This window comes from Streptomyces sp. NPDC044571, from assembly GCF_040647115.1.
GTDB lineage: Bacteria > Actinomycetota > Actinomycetes > Streptomycetales > Streptomycetaceae > Streptomyces.
Window position 1 is genome coordinate 1 of the sequence record NZ_JBEZBN010000006.1, and the last position, 19184, is coordinate 19184.

Annotated in this window: 20 protein-coding genes; 15 read left to right on the forward strand and 5 right to left on the reverse strand. The window is 71.2% G+C overall.

What is annotated here, in order from left to right:
* Positions 1 to 39: 39 nt before the first annotated feature.
* A complete protein-coding gene (locus tag AB0B01_RS04635; RefSeq protein WP_361712857.1) occupies positions 40 to 192 on the reverse strand; it encodes a hypothetical protein in 153 nt (50 codons plus the stop codon).
* 132 nt (positions 193 to 324) lie between these two features.
* Here AB0B01_RS04635 and AB0B01_RS04640 point away from each other — a divergent pair, with 132 nt between their 5' ends.
* Together AB0B01_RS04640 and AB0B01_RS04645 are read left to right on the forward strand one after the other, a co-directional pair.
* Positions 325 to 1545, forward strand: a complete 1221-nt coding sequence (locus AB0B01_RS04640; RefSeq protein WP_361712859.1) for an amidohydrolase family protein — start codon at positions 325 to 327, stop codon at positions 1543 to 1545.
* Between the two features lie 91 nt (positions 1546 to 1636).
* Complete coding sequence (locus AB0B01_RS04645) at positions 1637 to 2488, forward strand: trypsin-like serine protease (RefSeq protein WP_361712861.1); 852 nt, start codon at positions 1637 to 1639, stop codon at positions 2486 to 2488.
* A 195-nt stretch (positions 2489 to 2683) separates the two neighbouring features.
* Here the strand turns inward: AB0B01_RS04645 and AB0B01_RS04650 are convergent, their stop codons facing one another.
* Positions 2684 to 3133, reverse strand: a complete 450-nt coding sequence (locus tag AB0B01_RS04650) for an NUDIX domain-containing protein (RefSeq protein WP_361712863.1) — start codon at positions 3131 to 3133, stop codon at positions 2684 to 2686.
* A 283-nt stretch (positions 3134 to 3416) separates the two neighbouring features.
* On the opposite strand from AB0B01_RS04650, the gene AB0B01_RS04655 reads away from it, so the two are divergent.
* From AB0B01_RS04655 to AB0B01_RS04690, 8 genes are all read left to right on the forward strand, one after another.
* Positions 3417 to 3926, forward strand: a complete 510-nt coding sequence (locus AB0B01_RS04655) for a hypothetical protein (RefSeq protein WP_361712865.1) — start codon at positions 3417 to 3419, stop codon at positions 3924 to 3926.
* Between the two features lie 180 nt (positions 3927 to 4106).
* Entirely contained in the window at positions 4107 to 4991 is an 885-nt protein-coding gene (locus AB0B01_RS04660; RefSeq protein ID WP_361712867.1) for a HAMP domain-containing sensor histidine kinase, read from the forward strand.
* Between the two features lie 106 nt (positions 4992 to 5097).
* A complete protein-coding gene (locus AB0B01_RS04665) occupies positions 5098 to 5859 on the forward strand; it encodes a L,D-transpeptidase family protein (protein ID WP_361712869.1) in 762 nt (253 codons plus the stop codon).
* 176 nt (positions 5860 to 6035) lie between these two features.
* Entirely contained in the window at positions 6036 to 6983 is a 948-nt protein-coding gene (locus AB0B01_RS04670) for an LLM class F420-dependent oxidoreductase (protein WP_361712871.1), read from the forward strand.
* Positions 6984 to 6993: 10 nt separating this feature from the next.
* On the forward strand, positions 6994 to 7779 hold the full coding sequence (locus tag AB0B01_RS04675; RefSeq protein WP_361712873.1) for a glucose 1-dehydrogenase: 786 nt from the start codon (positions 6994 to 6996) through the stop codon (positions 7777 to 7779).
* A 105-nt stretch (positions 7780 to 7884) separates the two neighbouring features.
* A complete protein-coding gene (locus AB0B01_RS04680; RefSeq protein WP_361712875.1) occupies positions 7885 to 9006 on the forward strand; it encodes an LLM class flavin-dependent oxidoreductase in 1122 nt (373 codons plus the stop codon).
* A 192-nt stretch (positions 9007 to 9198) separates the two neighbouring features.
* Positions 9199 to 10938 (forward strand): D-aminoacylase, encoded by a 1740-nt coding sequence (locus AB0B01_RS04685; RefSeq protein WP_361712877.1) that lies wholly within the window; start codon positions 9199 to 9201, stop codon positions 10936 to 10938.
* Positions 10935 to 12416, forward strand: a complete 1482-nt coding sequence (locus AB0B01_RS04690; protein ID WP_361712879.1) for an aldehyde dehydrogenase family protein — start codon at positions 10935 to 10937, stop codon at positions 12414 to 12416. The genes AB0B01_RS04685 and AB0B01_RS04690 overlap by 4 nt, the downstream gene beginning before the upstream one ends.
* Before the next feature lie 25 nt (positions 12417 to 12441).
* Here AB0B01_RS04690 and AB0B01_RS04695 read toward each other — a convergent pair whose 3' ends face one another.
* On the reverse strand, positions 12442 to 13086 hold the full coding sequence (locus tag AB0B01_RS04695) for a hypothetical protein (RefSeq protein WP_361712881.1): 645 nt from the start codon (positions 13084 to 13086) through the stop codon (positions 12442 to 12444).
* Between the two features lie 291 nt (positions 13087 to 13377).
* On the opposite strand from AB0B01_RS04695, the gene AB0B01_RS04700 reads away from it, so the two are divergent.
* The 4 genes from AB0B01_RS04700 (at position 13378) to AB0B01_RS04715 (ending at position 16952) form a co-directional block, all read left to right on the forward strand.
* Positions 13378 to 14955: an APC family permease gene (locus AB0B01_RS04700; RefSeq protein ID WP_361712883.1), complete on the forward strand. Its 1578-nt coding sequence runs from the start codon at positions 13378 to 13380 to the stop codon at positions 14953 to 14955.
* Positions 14956 to 15054: 99 nt separating this feature from the next.
* Positions 15055 to 15351, forward strand: a complete 297-nt coding sequence (locus AB0B01_RS04705; protein WP_361712885.1) for a hypothetical protein — start codon at positions 15055 to 15057, stop codon at positions 15349 to 15351.
* A gap of 111 nt (positions 15352 to 15462) precedes the next feature.
* Positions 15463 to 16260, forward strand: coding sequence for a DUF4239 domain-containing protein (locus AB0B01_RS04710; protein WP_361712887.1), 798 nt, complete (start codon positions 15463 to 15465; stop codon positions 16258 to 16260).
* A gap of 188 nt (positions 16261 to 16448) precedes the next feature.
* A complete protein-coding gene (locus AB0B01_RS04715) occupies positions 16449 to 16952 on the forward strand; it encodes an FBP domain-containing protein (RefSeq protein ID WP_361712889.1) in 504 nt (167 codons plus the stop codon).
* Between the two features lie 484 nt (positions 16953 to 17436).
* Here AB0B01_RS04715 and AB0B01_RS04720 read toward each other — a convergent pair whose 3' ends face one another.
* The gene (locus tag AB0B01_RS04720) at positions 17437 to 17682 is read right to left on the reverse strand and encodes a DUF397 domain-containing protein (protein ID WP_361712891.1); all 246 of its coding nucleotides are present in this window, start codon (positions 17680 to 17682) and stop codon (positions 17437 to 17439) included.
* Positions 17679 to 18515 carry a helix-turn-helix transcriptional regulator gene (locus tag AB0B01_RS04725; protein ID WP_361712893.1) on the reverse strand — a complete coding sequence of 279 codons (837 nt, stop codon included), beginning with the start codon at positions 18513 to 18515 and terminating at the stop codon, positions 17679 to 17681. Before AB0B01_RS04725 ends, AB0B01_RS04720 begins: the two co-directional genes overlap by 4 nt.
* Before the next feature lie 126 nt (positions 18516 to 18641).
* Here AB0B01_RS04725 and AB0B01_RS04730 point away from each other — a divergent pair, with 126 nt between their 5' ends.
* Entirely contained in the window at positions 18642 to 19073 is a 432-nt protein-coding gene (locus tag AB0B01_RS04730; RefSeq protein WP_361712895.1) for an ATP-binding protein, read from the forward strand.
* The last annotated feature ends 111 nt before the right edge of the window (positions 19074 to 19184 follow it).

Below are 19184 nucleotides of genomic sequence, written 5' to 3' on the forward strand. Positions count from 1 at the left end.
CGGCTCACTCGCCGGGGCCGTCTGGCACTCTTCCTCTGCCTACTGCTCCCGATCGGTGTAGCCGTCCTGGTTCCGCTGCTGCGCGGCGGGGGCGGGGTGGGGCCCGGGAGGCGTGCTCGGCGCGGCGGCGCGGCGGCGTCGGGCTGTCTCGGGGTGGTTCCGCTGGTGCGGGATGGCCGGTATGCCGTCCATCTGTCGTCCCCCCTGCCTTCCGTCGGTGTAAGGGCCAGTCTGCCCTGTCTTGCTCGTACCCGTCAGCCCGTGTCGGACCGATCGCCTCCGAACTAGCTGACGGTTCGTCAGATCAACGCTACCGTGGGAGGCATGGAGACCTTCCCGAAGATCATCTCGGTGGACGACCACACGGTGGAGCCCCCTCACGTCTGGCGGGACCGGCTCCCGTCGAGATACCGCGACTCCGGCCCCCGGATCGTCCGCGCCCCCCTGAAGGAAATGACCTTCCTCGGCGGCAAGTTCGCCCCCGTGATGGGCGCCAAGGGCGACGACGGGCCGATCGGCGACTGGTGGGTGTACGAGGACCTGCACCGGCCGCTGACCCGCCTCGACACGGCCGTCGGCTACGACCGCGACGAGATCCGGCTTGAGGTGATCACGTACGAACAGATGCGCCCGGGCTCCTTCTCGGTTCCCGACCGCCTCGCGGACATGGACGTCAACCACGTCCAGTCGGCGCTCTGCTTCCCGACGTTCCCCCGCTTCTGCGGCCAGACCTTCACCGAAGCCAAGGACCGCGAACTCGGGCTGCTCGGCGTCCGGGCGTACAACGACTGGATGGTGGAGGAGTGGTGCGGCCCCGAGGCGCAGGGCCGGCTCATCCCGCTCACCCTGATCCCGCTGTGGGACGCCCGCCTGGCCGCCGCCGAGGTCCGCCGCAACGCGGCGCGCGGCGTACGTGCGGTCGCGTTCTCCGAGATACCGCCCCACCTGGGACTGCCCTCCATCCACACCGACGCGTGGGACCCCTTCCTGGAGGCGTGCAACGAGACCGGCACGGTCATCGCCATGCACATCGGCTCCTCGTCGAGGATGCCGTCGACCTCGGCGGACGCCCCGCCCGCGGTCGGATCCACCATCACCTTCGCCAACTGCTGCTTCTCGATGGTCGACTGGCTGATGAGCGGGAAGTTCGAACGCTTCCCCAACCTGAGGATCATGTACGCGGAGGGCCAGATCGGCTGGATCCCCTACATCCTGGAACGCGCGAACGTGGTGTGGGAGGAGAACCGCGGCTGGGGCGGCGTCGCGGAGAAGGTACTGCGCCCGCCGTCGGAACTCTTCGCGGAGCATGTCTTCGGCTGCTTCTTCGACGACGCGTTCGGACTGAGGAACCTGGACGCGATCGGCGTGGCCAACGTGCTGTACGAGACGGACTACCCCCACTCGGACTCCACCTGGCCGAAGTCCCGCGAGGTGGGCGAGGCCCAGATGGGCCACCTGGCCCCGGACGTGGTGGAGCGCATCGTGCGCGGCAACGCCATCGACCTGCTGGGGCTGACGGCGGACGGCCTCTGGGCGGGGGCGTAGGCCGGGGGCCGGGCTTCGGCCCACCCGCCCCTTGCGGCCGACGGGACGCCAGGGCATGCTTCGCCAGAGCAAAGCTGGAGGGGCGACTGTGGTGGACAAGCGGACCGTGGTGACCGGGGTGTTGTGCGCGGTGGCGGCGCTGGGCGCGTCCGCTGTCATGACGAAGGTGGTGCCGGCCGCCGAGGGCCGGCCGGAGGCGCGCACCAAAGCAGCCGCTCCCGCGACCGCCTCCCCGAGCCCGTCATCACGATCGCAAGCGGCAAAGCAACCGCAGCTGTCGGCCACGGGCACGCCCAGGGCGGGCAGCCCCGCGGCCTTCACCGGTGCCCTGTTCTCGGGCAGTGTGCAGGGCGACCACTTCTGTACGGCGACCGTGGTGCACAGCCCGGGCCGCAACCTCATCGTCACCGCCGGGCACTGCCTGCTCGCCGGAAAGTCCGGCGACGGCGGCGCGGTCTTCGCACCCGCGTACGCGAACGGAGCGGCCCCGTACGGGTCCTGGAAGGTCGAGGAGGTCTTCGAGGACCCCCGCTGGTCCGACGACACGGACGACGACTACGACCTCGCCTTCGCCCGGCTCGCCCCGGACGCCACCGGCCGCTCCATCGAGGACGTGACGGGCGCGGCCGTCCTCGACACCACCGGCCGCTCGGACGAGGAGATCACCGTCACCGGCTACCCGGCCGACCGCAAGGTCTCCCGGACCTGCACGGCGGTGGCGGTCCGCGAGACACCGACGGAGCAGCGCTTCGACTGCGCCGACTTCCCCGGCGGCACCAGTGGCAGCGCCTGGCTGGCCCGCGACGGGAAGGTCATCGGCATCCTGACGGGCGGCGACACGGACGACGTCTCGACCAGCACCATCCTGGGCGAGTACGCGGCCGCGCTCTACGCGAAGGCGACGGCGGCCTCGCCGGGAGCGGCCGCCGGCAACCGGCGGTGAGCCGCGGTCAGCACCCCTGACCGGCGGGGTCTTCGGTCCCGGGCGTGCGAATCCCGGCGTACCGGGCCTTGGCCGCAGTCAGGTCGTCGGCCCAGAAACTGACGGTGGTCAGACCTCGCAGCATGTTGCCGCTCCTCTTCGTCGTCCGTGCTCGGCTGCGAGAACCGTAGGCGGCCGACCAGGTCGGTTCCTGTCCTAGTTGCCGTTGGCCACCAGGCCGAGGTGGACGGGCTCGGCCAGGGAGTCGGCCAGCAGGTCCGCGAGCCGCGGAGGCCACAGGGGCTCGCCGAGCCCTGCCAGGTCCCGGGGCGTCAGCCAGCGCCAGTGCGCGTCGGGGGATTCCGGGACCGGGTCGCGGTGGGGTCCGGTGGTGACGTAGATGTGCTCGTGCTGGCGGACCGGGATGCCCTGGTGCGTGAAGTCGTGCTCCCAGGTGCACAGGAGCCGCTGCGGCTCCAGGTCGGTCCACCCGGTCTCCTCGCGCAGTTCCCGCCGCACGCACTCCTCGGGGGTCTCCCCGGGATCGATCCCCCCGCCGGGCGGCAGCCAGTGGATGCCCACCTCGACGTTGTTCTCGCGGAAGAGGAACACGGATCCGGCGGGGGACAGGATGACGATGCGCGCAGCCTGACGTGGAGTTCTCATCAGATCAGCGTACGACGGGGAGGGGTTGGAGGGGATCCCGCGGGACGGGCACCTCCCGGCCCCGGCCGGCCCGCCGCACCTCACGTCGCCTCAGGAGGCCCGCGGTGCCCCATGTGACCCGATGAGAAGGGCAGTTCGGTGCGGCCAGGTGGCGTGAGGGCGGCGTGGGGAGGGGGTGAAGGCCGTCGAGCGGTCATATGATCGGCGTTCGACGACGGGGGAGGCGCAACGTGCCGACGGACTGCGGTCAGGGCCAACAGGTGGGCGGGGAGGAGGTCTAGCGATGGGCCGCCTCTGGGACAAGTACATGGGTACCCGGTACCCCGACAGCGGCGTCACGCCGCTTCCCACCATGGAGCTCCGGACCGCGCTGCTCGCGCTGAACGGCACGGGCGTGCCGTTCGGCGTGCGCGACGCCGGCCCGGCCGGGTCGGACCTGCTGGCGGAGTGGCGGATCCTGGAGCCCGCCTGGGGCAGCGGCGTGTCCCGCCGCCAGGTGGAGCGCACCCTCAAGATCTGGATGCGCCTGCTCCCCGGGGAGCGCGTGGTGCGCGCCATGGACGAGCAGTGGTCGGTGACCCGGGCCGGGAACCCGCCCGGGCTGACCGTGGGACGCGAGCGCGGCCGGGGGCCGATGCGCTCGGTCCACAAGGAGTGGACGTACGAGAAGGGGCCCGACGGCCGCCGGCACAAGGTCGAGACCTTCAGCCTGGACACCCGGGACATGAAGAACCCCCTGCGCGACACGGTCACCGGGGCGGGATGGACCTGGCGCGGAGTGCACAAGCTCTGACGGACCAGCCGTGCCCGCGCCGGGCCCCCTCCCTCTCCCGTCGGGCGTCGACGGGAGAGGGAGGGGCGCCCGTACACCGGATGCCCCCTGTCCACCGCCGTCGAACAGGCCACCCTCCACGAGCTGCTCACCGTCTCCCTCATCGCCCTCGCCGTCCTCTCGATCTGGCTGGCCTGGTGGATGGCGGGCCGCGTCCTGCGCCCCGTCGGCGTGATCACCGAGACCGCACGCCGCCTGTCCGGCGCGAACCTGCACGAGCGGATCGGCCTGAAGGCCCCGCCCGGCGAGCTCAAGCGGCTGGCCGACACCTTCGATGGGATGCTCGACCGGATGGAGAACCTGGTCGGCGCGCAGCGCCGGTTCGCCGCCAACGCCGCCCACGAGCTGCGCACCCCGCTCGCCGTCCAGCGGGCCGCCGCCGAGATCGGGCTGGCCGGGGACCCGCCGCCGGAGAAGGTGGCCAGGATCCGCACCCGCCTGATCGGGGTCGCGGACTCCAGCGAGCACCTCATCGAGTCGCTGCTGCTGCTCGCGGTCTCGGAGGAGGGTCTGGAGCACACCAGCCCGGTGGACCTGGCGGCCCTGGCCGCGACGGAGCTTGCCGCGGCGGAACCGGGCGCCGGCCCGGCAGGCCCGCCCCAGGACCCGACGGTCGTACGGGGCCTCGCGCCGCTGACCGTGGCCGGGGACGGGACGCTCCTGGGCCACCTGGTGCGGAACCTGCTGGCCAATGCCGTGCGGCACAACCGCCCTGGCGGCCGGCTGGAGCTGTCGACCTCCGCCGACGGGGTGCTGAGGGTGTCGAACACCGGGCCGGTGATCGATCCGGCCGATGTGCCGCGGCTGCTGGAGCCGTTCCGGCGCAGCGCCGAGCGGCGGCACACCGCGGGCGAGGGCGCCGGTCTGGGGCTGTCGATCGTCGCCTCGATCGCGCGGGCGCACGGCGCGCGGCTGGCGGCCGAGGCCAATCCGGGTCCGGAGGGCGGACTGACGGTCCGCGTCCGCTTCCCCCTGCCCGAAGGGCCGACCCCAGCGCCCGACAGCATCCGCCTGCCACGGAACTGAAGATCGCCTGTGTACGGTCGGGGGGATGAGCACGCCCCGCCGAGCCCGCGTCCGCGCCCGTGCCCCGCGTCCTGACGGCACGCGTTGCCCCCGTGCGTCGCGACCCGTGGCCCTTGTAGCAGCAGCTCTCGGTCTGCTGACCTTCGGTGCCGGGTGGGTGTACACCGCCCAGCACCAGGACGCCTCCGCCTCCGCGGCCGCGGACGCCAAGGCGCGGCCCGCCGTCGCCCGCCCGCAGGCTCCGCAGGCGGCCCCGCCCCGCGTGGCGCGCAGGGCGCCCCGGCAGGGGCTGCCCGGTGTCAGCGACCGGACCCGGGCCAGGATCCCCGCGGCCTCCCGCCAGCTCATCCTCGTCGCCGGCAAGGCGAGGCACTCCTCGGAGTCCACCGCGACGCTCTACACCCGGCCGGCGGCCGGCGCGGACTGGATCCGGGCGGAGAGCTGGCCCGCGCGCAACGGGGCCAAGGGCTGGTCGACGAAGCGCACCTACGGCGACCTGACCTCCCCGCAGGGCGTGTTCGCACTCACCGACGCGGGCGGCCTGCTGCCGAAGCCGCCGGGCACGAAGCTCCCGTACGACCAGGACGAGTCCTTCGTCCCCTCGGGCAGCGGAGTGAACGGGGAGCCGCTGGACGGGGTCTTCGACTATGTCGTCGCGATCGACTTCAACCGCAAGCCGGGGGTCTCGCCCTTGGACCCGACGCAGCCGGACGGCCGGGACAAGGGCGGGTACATCTGGCTCCACGTGGACCACGACGGGCCCTCGCGGGGCTGTGTCGGCATCCCGAAGGAGGCCATGAAGAAGATCCTGGCCACCCTCGACCCGGCGGCGAAGCCGGTCATCGTGATGGGCCCGCAGGGTTTCTGACCGCCCCGCCCCGGCCCTGGCCGGACCCCGCCCCGTCCCCTGCCGGGATCCAGCCCCGCCCCGGCCCGCGCCTGCCGGATCCTGTCCCCCCTATTGCCTGACGAACCGTCAGATACGACGATGTCCCCCCGGCGCCGACATGACGGTTCGGCACACGAGGACGAGGCGGGGACGGCATGGCGCGCGTGTTTGCGGAAGGCCGGCTGGCGTACGGGATGCAGCTCCCGATCCAGTCGCAGAGCACCCTGTACGCCGAGCCCTGGGAGGCCCGGGCCACCGCCGCCGACCTCGCCGAGGTCGCGCGCGCCGCCGACCGGGCCGGCTTCGACTACCTCGCCACCTGCGACCACGTGGCCATTCCGCGCCGCCTCGCCGGCGCCATGAGCACCGTCTGGTACGACCCGGTGGCCACCCTCGCCTTCCTCGCCGGGATCACCGGGCGGGTGCGCCTGCTGAGCCACGTCGCGATCCTGGGCCTGCGCCATCCGCTGCTCAGCGCCAAGCAGTACGCCACCGTCGACCACCTCTCGGGCGGCCGCCTCATCCTCGGGGTCGGCGCCGGACACGTGCAGGAGGAGTTCGAGCTCCTCGGGGTGGACTTCGCCCGCCGCGGCGCCGTCCTCGACGAGACCCTCGACGCCCTGCGCGCCGCCCTCGGCCCCGAGGAGTTCCCGCGCTTCGAGGGCGAGCTGTTCTCCTTCGCTGACCTTGGCCAGCTGCCGCGGCCCGCCCAGGAGCGGATTCCCGTCTGGGTCGGCGGCTCCTCTCCCGCGGCCCTGCGCCGCGCGGCCGTACGCGGGGACGGCTGGCTCCCGCAGGGCGACCCGCGCGACCGGCTCCCGGGCGGGATCGCCCGGATCAGGGAGCTGCGCGAGGCGGCCGGGATCGCCGAGCCGATCGAGTTCGGGGCGATCACCGAGGCGCTGTACGTCGGCGAGCCCGGCTGGGACACCGGCCGCCGCACCCTGACCGGCAAGGCGGAGGTGCTCGCCGAGTCCCTGCGGGAGTACGCGGCGCTCGGCGTGGACCAGATCCAGGTGCGCCTGCGCAGCCGGGACCGGGCCGAACTGACCGACCAGATCACCGCTTTCGGGGCCGAGGTGGCCCCCCTCCTCAACGACTAGGAGCACCGGCATGGGCAAGCTGGACGGGCGCGTCGTCATCGTCACGGGTGCGGCGCGCGGCCAGGGTGAACAGGAGGCCCGCCTCTTCGCCGCCGAGGGCGCGCAGGTGGTGCTCGGAGACGTGCTGGACGAGCAGGGCACCGCCGTCGCCAAGGAGATCGGCGAGGAGCGCGCCCGGTACGTACGGCTCGACGTGAGCCGGGAGGGGGACTGGGCGGCGGCCGTCGCCGCGGCCAAGGAGGCCTTCGGCCGGGTCGACGGCCTGGTCAACAACGCCGGCATCCTGCGGTTCAACGAGCTGGTCTCGACCCCGCTGGAGGAGTTCCAGCAGGTGGTGCAGGTCAACCAGGTCGGCGCCTTCCTCGGCATCAAGACCGTCGCCCCCGAGATCGAGGCGGCCGGCGGCGGCACCATCGTCAACACCTCCTCGTACACGGGTCTGACGGGCATGGCGTACGTCGGCTCGTACGCCGCGACGAAGGCGGCGATCGTGGGCCTGACCCGGGTGGCCGCGCTGGAGCTCGCCGCGAAGAACATCCGGGTCAACGCGATGTGCCCGGGCGCGGTGGACACTCCGATGGCCAATCCGGGCCTGCTGGACCCGGCCGACCTGAGCGACGAGGCCCGGGAGGCGATGGCGGAGCTCTACCGGCGGGTCGTGCCGATGGGCCGGGTGGGCCGGCCCGAGGAGATCGCGCGGCTCGCCCTCTTCCTGAGCAGCGAGGACTCCTCGTACATCACCGGTCAGCCGTTCGTCATCGACGGCGGCTGGATGGCCGGGGTCAGCATCCTCTGACGATATCTGATGGAGCGTCAGGTATTGACGCTCCGGCCTCCCCGGTGGAACAGTCGGCACATCTGATCTGACGTAACGTCAGAAAACGAAGGACGGTGAACCCCCTTGGAATTCGGGCTCTTCGTGCAGGGATACGTGCCTGAGGCGCGGTCCAAGGTCGACCCCGAGGCAGAGCACAAGGCGCTGATCGAGGAGACCGAGTACGTCATCCAGGCCGACAAGTCCGGCTTCAAGTACGCCTGGGCCTCCGAGCACCACTTCCTGGAGGAGTACTCGCACCTGTCGGCGAACGAGGTCTTCCTCGCCTACCTCGCCCACGCGACCGAGCGCATCCACCTCGGCTCCGGCATCTTCAACCCCCTCGCCCCGGTGAACCACCCGGTCAAGGTGGCCGAGAAGGTCGCCATGCTCGACCACCTCTCCAAGGGCCGCTTCGAGTTCGGCACCGGCCGCGGCGCGGGCAGCCACGAGATCCTCGGATTCCTCCCCGGCATCACGGACATGAACCACACCAAGGAGATCTGGGAGGAGACCATCGCCGAGTTCCCCAAGATGTTCCTCCAGGAGGAATACGAGGGGTTCCAGGGCAAGCACTGGTCGCTGCCCCCGCGCAAGGTCTTCCCCAAGCCGTACGGCAAGGCCCACCCGGCCATGTGGTACGCGGCCGGCTCCCCCTCCTCGTACGCCATGGCGGCGAAGAAGGGCCTCGGCGTCCTCGGCTTCAGCGTCCAGAAGGTCTCCGACATGGAGTGGGTGCTGGAGCAGTACAAGACCGCCATCCAGGAGGCCAAGGCCATCGGCGCCTTCGTCAACGACAACGTCATGGTCACCTCGACCGCGATCTGCGCCGAGACCCACGACAAGGCTGTCGAGATCGCGGTCAACGCCAACATGAACCGCTTCCAGTCGCTGGTCTTCCGCTACCACGACACCTTCCCGCGGCCCGAGGCCATCCCGCAGTGGCCCGAGACCCTCCCCGAGTACAACGCCGAGATCATCGAGCTGCTGATCGCCGAGGAGCTGCTGATCTGCGGCGACCCGTCGGAGGTCCTCGCCCAGTGCAAGCGCTGGGAGCAGGCCGGAGCCGACCAGCTCTCCTTCGGCCTGCCGACCGGGGTCTCGTACGAGGACACGATGACCACCATCAAGCTCATCGGCGAGCACGTGATCCCGAAGATCGACACCGACCCGGTGCACCGCACCACGCGCTTCCGCCAGTCCGTCTAGCACGGCGCCGGACGGTCAACCGACGGGGCGGCGTCTTCCCGGACCGCCGCCCGGAACGGGGCCCGGCCCCGGCGGTGTCGGCCGGAGCGCGCAGGGCAGCGGCCTGCCGTACGCGCTCCGGCCGCCCTGCGTACGGGGCGGCCGCCCAGCTCGACGCAGTCGTACACCGGCAAACCGGAGGGAAGATCCGTCATGCTCGACCACCTCATTCGCGCAGCGACCGTCGTCGACGGGACGGGCTCGCCCGCCCGCGTCGCCGACGTCGGCATACGGGACGGCCGCATCGCCGTCATCGCCGAGCCGGGGACGGTCACCGAAGAGGCCCGCACGAGTGAGGACGCGAACGGGCTCGTCCTGTGCCCCGGGTTCGTCGACCCGCACACCCACTACGACGCCCAGCTGTTCTGGGACCCGTACGCGACCCCCTCCATGAACCACGGCGTCACCACCGTCGCCGGCGGCAACTGCGGCTTCACCCTCGCCCCGCTCCACCCCGACCGCCCCGAGGACGCCGACTACACGCGCCGCATGATGAGCAAGGTCGAGGGCATGGCCCTGCGGGCCCTCGAAGAAGGCGTCGACTGGAGCTGGTCCACCTTCGGCGAGTACCTCGACGCCCTGGAAGGGCGGATCGCCGTCAACGCCGGCTTCATGGTCGGACACTGCGCCCTGCGCCGGTACGTGATGGGCGCCGACGCCGTCGGCGGGCAGCCCACCCCCGCCCAGATGGAGGAGATGCTCGCGCTCTTCCACGAGGCCATGGACGCCGGCGCCTGGGGCCTGTCCACCACCCAGTCCTCCACCCACTCCGACGGCTCCGGCGCACCCGTCGCCTCCAGGCACGCCCAACCCGCCGAGCTCCTCGCCCTGTCCCGTGCGGTCGCCGAGCACGAGGGAACCCAGCTCGAAGCGATCGTCGCGGGCTGCCTCGACCAGTTCTCGGACGAGGAGATCGACCTCTTCGTCGACATGAGCGCGGCCGCAGGACGCCCCCTGAACTGGAACGTCCTCACCATCGACGCCGCCGTCCCGGAGCGCGTGCCGCGCCAGCTGATCCCGAGCGAACGGGCCCGCAAGGCAGGCGGCCGGATCGTCGCCCTCACGATGCCGATCCTCACCCCCATGAACATGTCGCTCGGCACCTTCTGCGCCCTGAACCTGATCCCCGGCTGGGGCGAGATCCTGGGCCTGCCCGTGCCGCAGCGCATCGCCACACTCCGCGACCCGGCCGTCCGGGCCGAGATGCTGCGCCGCGCCGACAGCAAGGAGGCCGGCGTCTTCCGTCGCCTGGCCAACTTCGGCCGCTACGTCATCGGCGACACGTACAGCAAGGAGAACGAGGGCCTCTCCGGCCGGGTCGTCAACGACATCGCGGCCGAGCGCGGCCAGGACCCCTTCCACTGCCTGGTGGAGATCTGCGCCAACGACGACCTGCGCACGGTGCTCTGGCCGATGCCGACCGACAACGACCCGGCGAGCTGGGCGCTGCGCGCCGAGACCTGGCAGCACGAGGACGTCATGCTGGGCGGCTCCGACGCGGGCGCCCACCTGGACCGCATGTGCGGCGCCCCGTACACGACCCGGTTCCTGGGGGACTGCCTGCGCGGCCGCAAGCTGGTGCCGCTGGAGCAGGCGGTAGGGATGCTCACCGACGAGCCGGCGCAGCTGTTCGGGCTGCGCGAGCGCGGCCGGATCGCCGAGGGCTTCCACGCGGACCTGGTGCTGTTCGACCCGGAGCGGATCGAGGCCGGCCCGGCGACGCTCGTGCACGACCTGCCCGGGGACAGCCCGCGGCTGGACGCCCGGGCGATCGGGATCGTGTCCGTACGGGTCAACGGCGTGGAGACCATCCGCGACGACGAGGTGACGGGCGCCGTGCCGGGGATCGTGCTCCGGTCGGGCCGGGACACGAGGACGGTGAGCACCCGATGACCGACGGGCCCCGGAAGCTGTACGTGGGCGGGGAGTGGGTCGAGCCGGACGGCGGCCACTACGAGGTGGTCAACCCGGCGGACGAGTCGGTGGTGGGCCTTGCTCCGGAGGCCTCGCGCGGCCAGGTCGAGGAGGCGGCGCGCGCCGCGGCCGCGGCCTTCGAGGCCTGGTCCCGTACCCGGCCCGAGGAGCGGGCGGCGATCCTGGACCGCGCCGCGGACATCATGCAGCGGGAGTTCGAGCCGTGGACGGAGCTGGCCCGGGCGGAGACGGGCGCGCCGACCGGCATCGCGCGCGGGATGCAGGTCGCGGTCGGGGTGGCCCGCTTCCGGCGGTACGCGAAGGGCGCCCTGGAGCCGGTGGAGCGGGGGCTGCCGCCGCAGGTCACCGAGGCCGGCCCGATGGGGAGGGCGGGCATCCTGGGCGCGCTGGAGGTGCGCCAGCCCGTCGGGGTGGTCACCTGCATCACCTCGTACAACAACCCCTGGGCGAACCCGGCGGGCAAGGTGGCCCCGGCCCTGGCCATGGGCAACACAGTGGTGGTCAAGCCGGCCCCGCAGGACCCGCTGTCGGTGTTCAAGATGGCGCAGGCGCTCGACGAGGCGGGCGTACCGCCGGGCGTGGTGAACGTGGTGAACGGGCAGTCGGTCGAGGTGGGCGAGGCGGCCGTCGACTCCCCCCACGTGGACATGGTGTCGTTCACCGGGTCGACGGCGGTCGGGCAGCGGATCGCCGAGGTCTGCGGCCGGTCGATGAAGCGGCAGCTGATGGAGCTCGGCGGCAAGGGCGCGGCGATCGTCTTCGAGGACGCCGACCTGGACGCCGCCGTGCTCGGGATCGGCACCACCTTCTCCTTCTACAGCGGCCAGATCTGCACCGCACCGACCCGGGTGATCGTGCAGCGGTCCGTGTACGAGCAGCTGGTGGCGAAGCTGACCGGCTACCTGGCCTTCATGAAGGTCGGGGACCCGGCGGCGGCGGGCACGGTGGTCGGCCCGGTGATCTCGGCGGCACACCGCGACCGGGTGGAGTCGTACATCGAGCTCGGCCGCAAGGAGGGCGCCCGGATCGCGTACGGCGGCGAGCGGCCGGTGGTGGGGGAGGGCCGCGGCTTCTACGTCGCGCCGACCCTGCTGGTGGACTGCACGAACGACATGCGGGTGGTCCGGGAGGAGATCTTCGGGCCGGTGGTCGTGGTCGTCCCCTTCGACGGGGGTGCGGACGGGGGTGAGGACGAGGCGGTGGCGCTGGCCAACGACAGCGACTTCGGTCTGCTGAGCTACGTGTGGTCCGGGGACGCCGCCCGCGCCTTCCGGGTGGCGCGGCGGCTGCGGGCGGGCGGGGTCGGCGTCAACACCATCGGGCGGAACATGGAGGCGCCGTTCGGGGGCTTCAAGCGGTCGGGGGTCGGCCGGGACGTGGGCTCGTACGCGCTGCACGCGTACAGCGAGATCCAGTCGATCGTGTGGGCGGGCTGAGGTGAGGGAGGTGACCAGGTGACGATCAGTTGTCGTTCACGTAGTCGGTGAGGACGCAGCCCTTCACCTGGGCGAGCTCCTTCACGTATCCGCTGGGTGCGGTGAACTTGGGGTGGCAGTTCAGGATGAGGAGCCCGCCCGGCTTGGCCAGGGAGGAGACGGCCGAGCTGCTGGTGGCGATGACGGCGAAGTCCTGGCCGACGAGGAAGCCGCCCTTCAGGCCGCGGTTGGGGCTCTCCTTCAGTTCCCGGTCGAGCTGGGCCTTGTACGCGGCCTGGAAGGTCTTGGCGTCCTTGAACTTGAAGATGCGGGTGCCCTTGCCGCAGGAGCCGCGTTCGGTGACCGACCACGAGGCGTCGTACTTCTGGTCCTCTTCGAAGTACTCGTAGTTGTCGGGGCCGACCGAGATCGAGGAGCAGCGCGTGTATCCGCCGACGAAGCGGGCGGCCGCGGCCATGCTGCCCGCCTTGGGCAGCTGCTGGAGGCGGGTTCCGTCCTTCGGCGCGACGCCGCTGCCCTCCCCGCCCGCGCTACCCGCACCGACGCCGCCGACGCCGCCGCCCACGATGGCGGCGGCCTCCCTGTTGGAGCCGTCGCCGCTTCCGCAGGCCGTGAGTGCGAAAAGGGCCGTGACGGCCGTGGCGGTGGCGAGCGAAGGCGTGATGCGCATGGGTTCGGCGTCCCCCCGGTAAATGACCTTGATCGGCGGTGACTCTAGAGGCGGGGCTCGTGAAAGTCACACGGGAAACTTTGGAAACGCCCAAAACGGACATGGCTGCGGTTTCCGCATTCCGGAACGCCATGTCCGCGTCCTGTCATGATGGGGATGGTTGATTGGGTGAACCTTGTATTGCATGCCGAAGAGGGTGGCTTGCCGGTTGATTTGAAGGGCTTCCGGTGGGCCGACTTGCGGAGTCAAGGCCTCCAGATATGGAAAACGCACCCTCTACCGTCCTTACTCATGACACAGCTGGACGTGCGGCCCGAGGCCTCGGACACGATGAGCGGCAGCCCCGAGAGCGGCGCCGAGGGCGGCGTACGCGGCAAGGGCCTCGGCAAGGGATCCGTGGGACTGGTCGGAAGTGCCGTCATCGGCATCTCCACCGTCGCCCCCGTGTACTGCCTGACCTCCACCCTCGGCTCCACCGCCGGCGAGGTCGGCGTCCAGATGCCGGCGGTCTTCCTCGCGGGCTTCCTGCCGATGCTGCTCGTCGCCTTCGCCTACCGCGAGCTCAACAAGGCGATGCCCGACTGCGGCACCTCCTTCACCTGGACCGTCAAGGCCTTCGGCCCGCGGATCGGCTGGATGTGCGGCTGGGGCCTGGTGGTCGCCACGATCATCGTGCTGTCCAACCTGGCCGGCGTCGCGACCTCCTACTTCTGGCTGCTGGCCGGCGAGATCACGGGCAATCCGTCGGTCGCCGCCCTGGACGACAACAAGCTCGTCCACATCGCCACCTGCCTGACCCTGATCGCCGTCGCCACCGCCATCAGCTACCGCGGCATGACGGCCACCAAGGGGGTCCAGTACACCCTGGTCGGCCTCCAGCTCGCCGTCCTGGCCGTCTTCGTGGCGATGGCCGTCCAGAAGGCCTCCGCCGGCACCTTCGACACCGGCCTCGACTTCTCCTGGCAGTGGATGAACCCCTTCGCGGTCGGGTCCATGGCGGCCTTCACCGCCGGGCTCTCCCTCTCGATCTTCATGTACTGGGGCTGGGACACCTGCCTCACCGCCAACGAGGAGACCATCGGCTCGGCCAAGACCCCGGGCCGCGCCTCGCTCATCGCGATGGTGGTGCTGGTCGGCTCGTACCTGGCCACCGGCGTCGCCGCCCAGATGGCCGTCGGCTCCGGCGACAAGGGCCTCGGCCTCGGCAACCCGGAGACCTCCGGCAACGTCTTCGCCGCCCTCGCCGGCCCGGTCATGGGCCCCGCGCTCGGCATCCTGCTCTTCGTCGCGGTCCTCGCCTCGGCGGCCGCCTCCCTGCAGACCACCTTCATCCCGGTCGCCCGTACGGTGCTGGCCATGGCCACGTACGAGGCCCTGCCGGCCTCCTACGCCAAGGTCCACCCGCGCTTCAAGACCCCCGGCCGCGCCACGGTCATGGCGGGCGTCGCCACCGGTCTCTTCTACACGGTGATGACGCTGGTCAGCGAGAACGTCCTGACCGACACGATCTTCGCGCTCGGCCTGATGATCTGCTTCTACTACTCGCTGACGGCCTTCGCCTGCGCCTGGTACTTCCGCGGAGACCTGCGCCGCTCGGCCCGGGACCTGCTGTTCAAGGGTGTCTTCCCGGTGCTGGGCGGCCTGCTGCTCGCGGCGGTCTTCGGCAAAACCCTCTACGACGCCTGGGACCCGGCCTACGGATCCGGTTCCACCATCCCCGGACTCGGCGTGGGCAGCGTCTTCGTCATCGGCGTCGGCCTGCTCGTCCTCGGCCTGGTGATCATGCTGGTCACCGCCCGCCGCAGCCCCGCCTTCTTCCGCGGCGAGATCCTGACCAAGGCCACCCCGGCCCTGGTGGTCGAGGACTGATCGAGGACTGATCCGGTCCGGCCGTCCGCCCGTCCCCCGGAGTCACCCCAAAGTGGGGGCGCGCGGTGACCGGGGGTCGGGCGGGTCGTTCTGCACGGCATGAACGCCAAGAACGCCATGAAGCGCAGCCTTGCCGCCCTCGTGCTCTCCGGTGGCGCCGCCCTCGTCCTGACTCCCGTCGCCGCCCACGCCGACGACCACACCGCCCTCACGCCGCTCGCCCACCGCGTCGGCGAGATCGCCGATCACCCCGGGTCGGCCGTCAACGACGCCAAGACGGCCGTCGCCGTCACCGCCTCCGCCGCCGGCGCCGCCACCAAGGCCACCGACTCCTCCCTCACGGGCGCCGGAAACTCCCTGCACGGCAACCTGCCCAGGGCTCCGAAGGTCCGCTGAAACGGGGGACCCTGCCAGGGTCGCCGACGGGGACCTCGTACGGTTCGCTGCCGGGGATCTTGCGCGGTTCGTGACCGGGGACCTCGCGCCAGGCTGGTCGTTGATCAGCGCATGATCCTGTGGTTGCTCAACACCCTCAGCACCTTCACCCTCGGCGTGCTCCTCGTCGGCGGCTTCGTCGCCCTCGCCGTCATCGGCAGCCTCGCCGCCCGCCGCCGCTTCCCGCACCTGGCGGGCGGCGAGCACAACGAGATGGTCGGCGTCGCCCTCGGCATGTTCGGCGCGATCTACGGCATCATCCTCGCCTTCGTCGTCGTCACCCTGTGGACCCAGCTGGAGAACACCCAGACCACCGTCGCCACCGAAGCCACCGATCTCGCCCTGGTCGTCCGCAGCGCCGAGGCCTTCCCGGCTGCCGACCGCGCCCGTGTGGACCGTGCGGTGGGGGACTACGTACACGCCGTCGTCGACATCCAGTGGCCGCTGATGCGCGCAGGCCACCCGAGCTACGAGGCCACTGCCGAGCAGACGCACGCGCTGTACAAGGCGCTCCAGGCGTACGAACCCGCCGGCGCGCGCAACGAGACCTTCTACGGCGAAGCCGCCGAACGCATCAACGACGTCGCGGCGCAGCGCCGGGCCCGCGTGACGATGGCCGAGACGTCCCTGCCGGTGCTCCTCCAGGTGCTGGTGTACGGGGGCGCGCTGGTGATCCTCCCGCTCACGTTCCTGTTCGGCCTGCGCAGCCTGAAGATGCAGCTGCTGTTCGTCTCGGCGGTGGCGGCGCTGATCGGCTTCAGCCTGCTGCTGGTGATGGTCCTGGACCGCCCGTTCGCGGGCGAACTGAGCGTGAGTCCGGCTCCGTACAGGGAGGGTGCGCTGTCGCAGTTCTGGGAGGGGGCGGCGTAGGGCGGGGGGAGCTTCGGGGGCGATGCCCGCGGGGCCAATCGGATGGGCATCCGGGGCCCGCAGGGGCCACCACCGCCTCAAATCGCTACGCGCTCCTCCCGGCATGGCGTCCGACGGCCGTCTGGGGTTGCTCGGCGGCGGGAAAACAAGATGACCGGGGCATCTATTGCCGCGTACGGTCCCTTTTCATGGAGCCGCTCACCGACAAACAGATCCGTTCTTCCTTCGTGAACTGCACGAAGGGCGAGGCGGCGCGCATGAAGCTGCCGCAGGAGTTCGACCAGCTCCCTTGGGAGGACCTCGACTTCCTCGGCTGGGTGGACCCGGGCGCGCCCCTTCGCGCCCACATCGTGCGGCCGCGGGCGGATGGCGAGCCCATCGGCATCACGCTCCGTGTGCCGAGTGTGAGCCGCACGAGCGCCATCAAGTCGAGCGTCTGCCAGATCTGTCTGACCGCCCACGCGGCCTCGGGTGTCTCCCTGCTCGTCGCGCCCCTCGCGGGCGCCCGGGGTCGTGAGGGGAACACCGTCGGCATCTACGTCTGTGCCGACCTCGCCTGCTCCCTCTACATCCGTGGCAAGCGCCAGCCGAAGCTGCGGGGAGGGCGTCACGAGGAGACCGTGGACGTGGACGAGAAGATCGCGCGCTCGCTGGGGAATCTGGACTCCTTCACCGCCAGGGTCACCGGCTAGGACCAGTCCGGCCGGTCCCTCCCTCATGCCGTTCCGCCTCAGCTCATATGAACAGCAGAGGTTGGACAAACGGTGGGGCCACCGCAGTACCCCTGGTCATCCGGCTTCTCACGTGATCGCCCGCCCACGTCCTCGTCGCAGACGCCCGACAGGCTGCCCATGTGCGGTGCGTGGGCGGCCCATGTCCGGCCCCGGACGGCCGGCCGCCGCCGGGACCAGAGGAGCGCGTAGCGATCTGACGCACCCGTCAGCCTGCCCGGGCACCGCTGACGTGCCCGTGTGTCGATCTGTCCCCCATGCCGTTCCTTCGGGGGCTTCCCGACAGTCTTTGTCTTTCCGCGGCGGGCCGGTCGGTCAAGGGTGGCCGCAGGCCATCGCGTAGCGACGCGACGAAGGAGCGCCCTTGAGGGGCCGGGCGGACGCGGAAGGACAGTGAGACTGACGGGCAGCCCCCGGCCCTCCTCCGACCCCGTCGCGCCGGAGCTCAGGTCCCCGTGACTCCGCTGAGGAAAGCCGTCCAGGTCGTCGGGTGTACGGCCAGTTCGGGGCTCGCCGCGAGCTTCGAGTCGCGGATGTGCACGGCTTCGGCGCACTGCGCCACCTCGACGCAGCTGTCGCCTTCACTGCCGCTGTAGGTCGACTTGTGCCAGGACAGGGCGACCTCGACGCAGTCGTCGCCCTGGCTTCCGCTGTAGCTGCTCTTGAACCACCGCAACGGTGAGCTGTTCACAGGGATCCTCGCAATCGCATCAACAGGCCCACGCTGTCTGCGGGATTGAGGGCCTGGATGCGAAGTTTGGCATACCGCTGGTGAAGCACACTGATGGCTTTCGGGTCCGAGATGACGTGACCCGTCTTCTGGCCCTCGCTGTAGCCCAGCCACTCGTTGTCCTCGGTTTCGAGGAGTTGGAAGGGGCCGTCGGTGCCCGCGTGAAGCGGTTGGATCGTCGGCATGATCTGGATGTCCACGTTGGGCAGCTTCGCGCACTCCAGCAGGTGGTCGATCAGCTCGCGCGTGACCTCCACTCCGCCGGTCTGCCGTTCGATCACCGACTGCTCGATGATGAAGTTGAAGGCGATGTAGGGGGTTCGGTGGAGCAGCTTCTGGCGTTCGGTGCGGGCCGCGATGCGTGCCTCGACCTCCCCCGGCGCGGCCAGGGGCGGGACGTTGTCGATCTGGGCGCGGGCGTACGCCTCCGTCTGTAACAGGCCGGGGATCGAGCGGCACTCGTACGTATTGAGCGCGACGGCGATGTCCTCCAGCTCGGCCCAGCGCCTGAACCACGACGCGAGCCCCCGTCGGCGCTGCAACTGCCTCGCCGCGATACGGATGACGCCGAAGGCGTCCAGTGCCTCCTCCGCCCGGCTCACGAACTTGGCGGACGGGTGCCGGCGGCCCTGCTCGACCGAGCCTACGTACTGCACCGAGTACCGCACCACATCGGCCACTTGCTCCTGGGTCAGCTCGGCTCGCTTGCGAAACGCCTTCACGGTCTCGCCGAAGTTCCGCAGGTCGCTGTCCGGCTCCACCTCGCCGTCACCGCTGTCGTCCTGGCTCGCCATCGCGGTCACCTCCCGACCCATCGTCACGAGCCGTGACCGCTACTGTCCAGAGCGTGAACTCGTACAGATGAAAAGTAGCGGTCGGCTTTCTGGGGAACCGGCACGGCCCCACGGCACGTTGAACCCATGACCGCACCCGCAACCCCCACCCAGACCCCCGTACGCACGTTCACGCAGCGTTTCAGCAGCACCCGCCGCGGCGCCCGCCTCGCGCGGCAGTTGGCGCTGGTCGAGCTGCACGGCTGGGGTGTCCCCGAGCGCACCGTCCTGTCGGACCACGCCGGACTCGTCGTCGCCGAGCTCGCCGCCAATGCGGTGTCCCACGGGCCGGTGCCCGGGCGGGACTTCGAGCTGCGGATGACGCTGTTCCCCGAGGCCGACGCCCTGCGCATCGAGGTCTCCGATGCCCGCGGCGACCGCCGGCCGGCGGTACGGCCGCACGCGTACCAGGCGGAGGAGGGGTACGGCCTGCGCATCGTGGACGCCGTGGCCACCGGCTGGGGCGTCACGGACCGGCTGATCGGCAAGACGGTCTGGGCCGAGCTTCGTCAGCCGTGACAGAGCGGGATCTGCGGGCGACGTGCGGGGCGGCGCCGACGGTCACCTGTCTCCCGCGCGAGCGGGGACGCCGTACTGCCTCGGGCCGGCGGCCCGAGGCAGTACGGCACC